At 35.5% G+C, this 6504-nt stretch carries 5 protein-coding genes, 4 pseudogenes and 1 other annotated feature; of the genes and pseudogenes, 6 read left to right on the top strand and 3 right to left on the bottom strand.

From position 1 onward, the window contains the following. The first annotated feature begins 11 nt into the window (after nucleotides 1–11). Nucleotides 12–1346: an APC family permease gene (locus tag BIV60_RS14145; protein ID WP_071356382.1), complete on the top strand. Its 1335-nt coding sequence runs from the start codon at nucleotides 12–14 to the stop codon at nucleotides 1344–1346. A 58-nt stretch (nucleotides 1347–1404) separates the two neighbouring features. Here BIV60_RS14145 and BIV60_RS29170 read toward each other — a convergent pair. Beyond that, nucleotides 1405–1513 (bottom strand): annotated as a pseudogene (locus BIV60_RS29170) (Tn3 family transposase); the annotation flags it as partial. A 1-nt stretch (nucleotide 1514) separates the two neighbouring features. On the opposite strand from BIV60_RS29170, the pseudogene BIV60_RS30450 reads away from it, so the two are divergent. Further along, nucleotides 1515–1729: pseudogene (locus BIV60_RS30450) on the top strand (Tn3 family transposase); the annotation flags it as partial. Nucleotides 1730–1803: 74 nt separating this feature from the next. Here the strand turns inward: BIV60_RS30450 and BIV60_RS14150 are convergent. After that, nucleotides 1804–1986: pseudogene (locus BIV60_RS14150) on the bottom strand (IS110 family RNA-guided transposase); the annotation flags it as partial. 509 nt (nucleotides 1987–2495) lie between these two features. Between BIV60_RS14150 and BIV60_RS14155 the strand changes: the two are divergent. Further along, nucleotides 2496–2711, top strand: a complete 216-nt coding sequence (locus BIV60_RS14155; protein WP_071356384.1) for a (4Fe-4S)-binding protein — start codon at nucleotides 2496–2498, stop codon at nucleotides 2709–2711. Nucleotides 2712–2742: 31 nt separating this feature from the next. Beyond that, nucleotides 2743–3033, top strand: coding sequence for a GNAT family N-acetyltransferase (locus BIV60_RS14160; RefSeq protein ID WP_071356385.1), 291 nt, complete (start codon nucleotides 2743–2745; stop codon nucleotides 3031–3033). 376 nt (nucleotides 3034–3409) lie between these two features. Here the strand turns inward: BIV60_RS14160 and BIV60_RS14165 are convergent, their stop codons facing one another. Beyond that, nucleotides 3410–3967: a pyridoxamine 5'-phosphate oxidase family protein gene (locus BIV60_RS14165; protein WP_071356386.1), complete on the bottom strand. Its 558-nt coding sequence runs from the start codon at nucleotides 3965–3967 to the stop codon at nucleotides 3410–3412. A gap of 53 nt (nucleotides 3968–4020) precedes the next feature. Then, nucleotides 4021–4236 (bottom strand) — a binding site (T-box leader). Nucleotides 4237–4656: 420 nt separating this feature from the next. Here BIV60_RS14165 and lgt point away from each other — a divergent pair. Continuing rightward, nucleotides 4657–5445, top strand: a complete 789-nt coding sequence (gene lgt, locus BIV60_RS14170) for a prolipoprotein diacylglyceryl transferase (RefSeq protein WP_071356387.1) — start codon at nucleotides 4657–4659, stop codon at nucleotides 5443–5445. Nucleotides 5446–5673: 228 nt separating this feature from the next. Next, nucleotides 5674–6354, top strand: a pseudogene (locus BIV60_RS14175) (transposase); the annotation flags it as partial. Between the last annotated feature and the right edge of the window lie 150 nt (nucleotides 6355–6504).

Raw genomic sequence — 6504 nt, forward strand, 5'->3', positions numbered from 1 at the left:
GGAGGAAATAAATGGAAAACGAGGGTTCTTTAAAACGTTCACTAACTCTTTGGCATATTGTCGTAATCGGAATAGGATTTATGGCACCAACAGTCGTGTTCGACACTTTTGGGATTGTTTCTAAAGCAACAGATGGGCATGTACCAGCTGGGTACCTATTCACTGCAATCGCAATTCTTTTTACTGCCGGAAGTTATAGGAAAATGGTAAGAGTTTTCCCTACCTCAGGTTCTGCTTATACTTATGTACAAAAGACTATGAACCCAACACTTGGCTTTATGGTTGGATGGGCGGCCCTATTAGATTATCTTTTTACACCAATGATAAATGCTTTAGTATGCAGTATTTATGTTTCAACAATGATTCCCCAATTTCCAGTCTGGTTAACCATTATTTTTTTTGTCCTTGTGACAACGCTTACAAATATATTTAGTGTAAAATTTTCTGTATCAGTGAATTTTTTGTTTGTTATTTGGCAATTTATTGCTGTCTTTGTTTTTATTGCATTATGTTTAACCCATTTATGGCAGGCAAATGGTCCTGAAGGACTGTTTGCCTTAGATCCGCTTTATTCAAATAAGATGAAATTTTCCCTATTAATGAGCGGTGCCGCATTACTCGCTTTTTCGTTTCTTGGATTTGATGCGGTTACCACACTTGCTGAAGAAACGAAAGATCCGAAAAAAACAATTCCAAATGGAATATTGCTTATTGTCTTTATGACAGGTGCTTTGTTTATTACCGCTTCCTATTTTGAGCAATCAGCTTTATCCCTATTTCCAAAAATAAAAGACCTAGAAGGGACTTCCTCCATTTTAGCTAAATATTTGGGCGGGATATTTTTTCAATCTATGTTATTTTCCGCATCACTTACATCTACTTTTGCTTCAGCCATGATTTCACAGACAAGTGCTTCACGGATATTATATGCAATGGGCAAGGACGATGTATTACCAAGAAAACTTTTCGGGTATATTCACCCACGCTTTGGAACACCTGTCTATAATATCATTTTGCTAGGGTTAATAAGTTTGACCGCCATATTTCTAACTTTAGAAGCTGCAACTTCCTTTATTACATTCGGAGCGCTTACTGCCTTTACATTTGTGAATTTGTCAGTCTTTTTTCACTATATAATCAAAAAGCGAAATCGCGGTTTCAAATCTGTTTTAAACTATTTCGTATCACCTTTTATTGGTACAAGTTTAATGTTCTTTTTATGGATTAATCTTAATCTTCATTCCCTTATTTTAGGAATTTCTTGGGCGGTAATTGGTATATTCTATCTATTAATTCTAAAGCAGATAATGAAGAAAGATATATCAAAACTTAATTTTGAGGCATAGAATTTTCCGTAATTTTCTTAATTCTCTTTAGCATTTATTATCCACGGAAAATAGCTTATAGTTTTGGATACTCACATGCTTTATCTATTGTAAATAATTTCATGTCCGAAAGGGTCTCTTATCCTTGGAGCAAAATTAAATCCTAATAAATGAGTCAATACGAAAATTGCCTTAGATATAATCATCAATGTCATTAGTATCTAGAATACTCTACATCTAACAAAAGTAGATGAAAATCAAAAACGAACATGTAGTTTTATTCAAGACTTGTTGCATCATATGTACCATTAGGCTGGGAGCATATCAATTTACTAAAAGGATACCCTTTTAATTCAGAGAAAGTGGTCTTATTAGATTCCCTAAGACCGCTGAAATTGTCTTAACGTTGTTAAAATGGGGGTATTCGTCTTGAGAATAGGCTTAGAGTTGTAAATCCGTATTTTCCTGACGGTCCCCCTAGTAAAATAGAAAATCCCTCGTCATTATTTTTAAATGTAAGTGGGTCTCCCACCACAATTCCACGGAAATTAACAGCTCTAGCCACGTGAAATTGTTGAGCAATATGCACGCCAACAACAAGGTGATTAACAGAAATTCTTTCAATTAGTTGATTTTGTTTGTTTTGCATTTTAAACTTCATAGTAGGGTTCCTCCTAAAGTTGTGAGTTAGAGTGGTGTCTATACTCATATCTTACTGAGGAGCCCTATTTTTTTCAAAGTTGAAAAATAACGATCTACAGGAATGCTATCCTGCCAGTTACTTGAATAAGAAAAAAGCGATTGCTCTTATTGAACAATCGCACCCGTTAGTTTAAGTACAATGTTTCACAAACCTACTCAATTACCACTTATTTATTACATGAATGCTGCCCCTTTGCTGTTTATATTTCTGTGGAATAAAATCCAATTATAAATAACATCACTACGTCTACAGTATTTTATTTTTAAATAACAAGTCTCAAATTGGAGATTCCTCATAATATAAAGTACTATTAAATTAATATTGTTTTTCAAAAATTTATCATGTTGCTACCAAGTGGCTCGTTTGTTGGTAAAAACCCATCATACAGTTTTGTGAAATTTAGATCAGAGGAAGAATTAAGAGGAATTAAATTATTATTCCCACAGAACTATTAGAAGGAGGATATTATGAGTGAAAATATTAAAACTTATGAAGCTGAAGGTATCAAAATATATTGGAAACCCAATATTTGCAAACATGCAGCAGAATGTGTAAAGGGACTGCCAAGTGTATTCAATACCCAGAAAAGACCTTGGTTATCACCACAGAATGCAACAGCTGAAAAAATTATGGAAGTGATTGATCGTTGTCCAAGCAGAGCACTTACTTATGAGCAAAAATAAACAGAACTAAAAAATTTAGGAGAATGAGGAAATGACTGAAATTAAAATGGGCAAGAATGAATTCTATATTGAGGAATCTAATGAAATTATTGCAAAAATTCAATTTATCCCAAGCGGAAAAGATTTAAATGGAAGAAATTTAATTATTGTAAACCATACAGTTGTATACGAGGGACATAATGGTCGTGGATTAGGCAAAGAATTAGTAAACAAGATAGCTGAATATGCAAGAGATGAAAACTTATATATTATTCCTGTATGTCCTTACGCAAAAAGTGTTCTTGAAAGTAAGGAAGAGTATCAAGGTGTACTAGCAAATTGATGCCATTTTATTATATATGCGTTGAATCAGCTACACTTAACTGGACAAAAAAATAAGGTCAAGTAGACTAATCACTAAATCAGGGCATACTGCTAGCCAAAACACATCTTTTACACTGCCATTTGCTATGCTTTTGTAATTTATAGCTTCCAATTATTCATAACTCGTAATAAGTCCAGTAGGTAAACTGGATTTTTTTTTCGTCGCAATTATGTCAAATACGACATTCATAACCAACCCCTTATTTAACTAACCTGCCCCGATAGTTTAAGTACAACATTTCACAATCTTTCTTGTGCAAAAAGAAAAAAGGCGACCTCCTTCTTGAAGTATCGCCCCATTTAGCTCAACAAGGAACTATTTAAACGTTTTAAAGCTAGATAAACTTTTCCCCAATTGGTGTAACTATTCCATCCATACTAATAGAATTTTTCTTTTTACGATATTCTTCTAAATCTTTTTCGCTTTTATTGGTAGTCCACTGTTGGAGAGTATCTCGTTCACCATTGTATGAATAAAATGGAACACTAAAACCACATGACGTTTTTACCGTTTCAATCTTTGCATGAATTATTTGGCGAGAACCAGGTAGGATGTCAAAGTGCTTAGCCATGTCATCCCATTCTGGTGAGTCTGGTAACACTACCTTACCTGTTCCGTATAGACGTAAAATCATCGGGGGACCTTCAAAAGCTAAGAACATAAATGTCAGTCTTCCGTTATCTATTAAATGGGCACTTGTTTCATTTCCACTACCAGTTAAATCTAAATAAGCGACCTCATTTGGTGAAAATATCCTTAGTACATCATGACCTTTAGGGGAAATGTTAACATGTCCGTCTGTTGATAGTGGTGCTGAACCCACGAAAAAAATCCGTTGTTTTCTTATAAATTCTTCATGTTTTGGAAGTATTGATGAATAAACTGTTCCCATAATATATTCCTCCTCGCCTCACCAATTGTTTAAAATAAAAAGCCTACCATCTCATAAGAGACGATAGGCTTTACCTTCGTGGTACCACTCTTGTTAATTTGCTATTACAACAAATCCACTTTATAACTGATTACGGATGTCAACCGTTAAGACTTACATATCAGCCTTACCACTCGTGGGCGAGTTGGGGACTTTATTGACTGTCTTTCACCAGCCGACAGCTCTCTAAACAATAAACATTCCTTAATAATCCCAGTCACTGCGTTTCGAAATTTTGTAATTTCCTTAATTTTAATATGCTTCATTAAATTGGTCAACCATATTTTTCTATTTCTTGTTCAACTAAACTGCCCCGTTAGTTTAAGTGAAACACTTCACAATAATCTTGGTTCAGTAAATTACTGTAACAAAAACAAACGTTTTTGTTACAAGCCTGATTAATCCTAAAACACTGTATTCTCAATAGATACTTTGCCCCTGGTTACAGGAACGCTGGAATTAGGCCTAATAACGTGTATCGGATAGAATCTGGATGCCTGCGTAATTATGGTGTGCTGCCACAGGCCCTTTTCGTCAGATGAACGAAAGTCGGAACCAGAAAAAAATCTAAGGAGATGGATTGATTATGATTTTCGCCTTTTTAACAAAATATATACAATATAATAAACTCTAAAGGGATGGATTAAAAAATGCATAGGAATTTATTTAACTTTTTTGGCTATGAAGTTCAAACACATGCAGTAATTTCAATTCTCGCTATTATACTCGGCTTTGGCGTAGGTCTTGCCCTAACAAGAAAAACAATATATTATCAACACTTGCAAAACTTTATTATTTATGGAGTACTTGGGGCAATTATTGGGGCCCGCATTTGGCATGTCTTTGTTTTTCAATGGCCGACATATTCACATCATCCCCTGCAGATTTTCGCCATATGGCAAGGCGGAATTTCCATTGAAGGAGCGATTGCAGGGGGAGTTATCTCCCTGGTGATTTACTCACGTTTCCATAAAATCAGTTTTTTTGAATTTGCAGATTATCTTTCACCCGCTTTGATTTTGGCTCAAGGCATTGGACGAATTGCCTGCTTTATGAATGGGGATGCGTTTGGAAAGCCAACAGGTGGGAATTTTGGAATTGTCTATCCAAAAGATTCTTTTGCTTACCCCTACTATGATAGTCAACCATTGTGGCCTGCTGAAGTGTGGGAAAGCCAAGGAAACATGGTTCTTTTCAGCATTTTATTTATGATTTTTGTTTTTGCTGGAGACAGATTGCATAGAGGTTGGATTTTCTCATTTTATGTTTTTCTTTATTTTGTTGAACGCTTTATACTTGAGTATTTCCGTGGGGACTCGCCTCGTTATTCTGGCTTAACAGGAGGCCAGTGGTCGGCTTTATCAATTATAATAATTGATCTGGGATTCATGCTTTACTTATCATTGAGAGACTTAAAAAATAAACAAAACGGTGACTAGTGGAATGGGGATATCTCAATCACTGTTCAAGGCCATATTCGAGGGGGGAATCGGGAAGTTTATAGGTTGTATGCCAGTCCAAAATGACAGAATTGAGATGATTTCAAGTTTTTGATTTCCGATGTTTTTGTCGACAGCAAATGAGATACCCGCAATGCTGGGTTATTAGCGAATACAGCACCATCCATGTATCTTCCGTAGGACGGCAATAAAATAGGTATATTGTCAGAAATATTATCAAGCCTAGCTAAAAGAAGCTTGAAGAAGAAAAAGGACGATTTGAAACGTGCGTTAGCAGGATCCGTTGGACCCCACCAAAAGATGATGTTAAAAACTCAACTTTCACATATTGATTTTATGGATCATCAGATTGAACTTTTAAGCGAGGAAGTCCAGCAACGTATGCAACCTTATGAAGAAGATATTGAATTGCTTGATTCTATTCCTGGAATAGGTAGAAGCCATGCCGAACAACTTTTGGCTGAAATCGGAATTGGCATGGAAATTTCAAAGCAATTTCCTTCAGCTCCTCATTTATGTTCATGGGCTGGAATGGTCCCAGGTAACAATGAAAGTGCTGGAAAAAAAAAGTCCGGAAAAACTCGAAAAGGTAATAAAAAGTTACGAGCAGCACTTGTTGAAGCAGCACATTCAGCAGCTAGGACAAAAAACACCTATCTTTCTTCCCAATACCAACGTTTGGCAGCAAGAATTGGTAAAAAACGCGCAGCAGTTGCCGTAGGACATACCATCTTAACAATTACTTACCATATGTTAAAGAAAAGAGTACCATATATCGAATTGGGCGCAGATTACTTTGACCGAAGAAAGAAAGAGATCGTGATCAAACAATCTATTAAGCGCTTAGAAACTCTTGGCTGTAAGGTGTCAATTGAATCTATAGCTTAATAATGTAGGATGTAAATAAATAGCTTGAACTTTAGATCCTTTAAAAAATTCAAATATTTCAGGGTCTAGTTCGGTATTGCCCAAAATCCCTTACCTCTAATTGTTATTTTCAGGATAGTTCAATAACGGCAATGAAAAAGGACTGCCGAA

Origin of the sequence: Bacillus sp. MUM 116, from assembly GCF_001866655.1 — a bacterium.
In the GTDB taxonomy this organism is placed as follows: domain Bacteria; phylum Bacillota; class Bacilli; order Bacillales; family Cytobacillaceae; genus Neobacillus.

Bases quoted from the DNA above. Each gene is read 5' to 3' on its own strand.
- BIV60_RS14145 (WP_071356382.1), top strand. From the start codon at position 12: ATGGAAAACGAGGGTTCTTTAAAACGTTCACTAACTCTTTGGCATATT.
- BIV60_RS14155 (WP_071356384.1), top strand. From the start codon at position 2,496: ATGAGTGAAAATATTAAAACTTATGAAGCTGAAGGTATCAAAATATAT.
- BIV60_RS14160 (WP_071356385.1), top strand. From the start codon at position 2,743: ATGACTGAAATTAAAATGGGCAAGAATGAATTCTATATTGAGGAATCT.
- BIV60_RS14165 (WP_071356386.1), bottom strand. From the start codon at position 3,967: ATGGGAACAGTTTATTCATCAATACTTCCAAAACATGAAGAATTTATA.
- lgt (WP_071356387.1), top strand. From the start codon at position 4,657: ATGCATAGGAATTTATTTAACTTTTTTGGCTATGAAGTTCAAACACAT.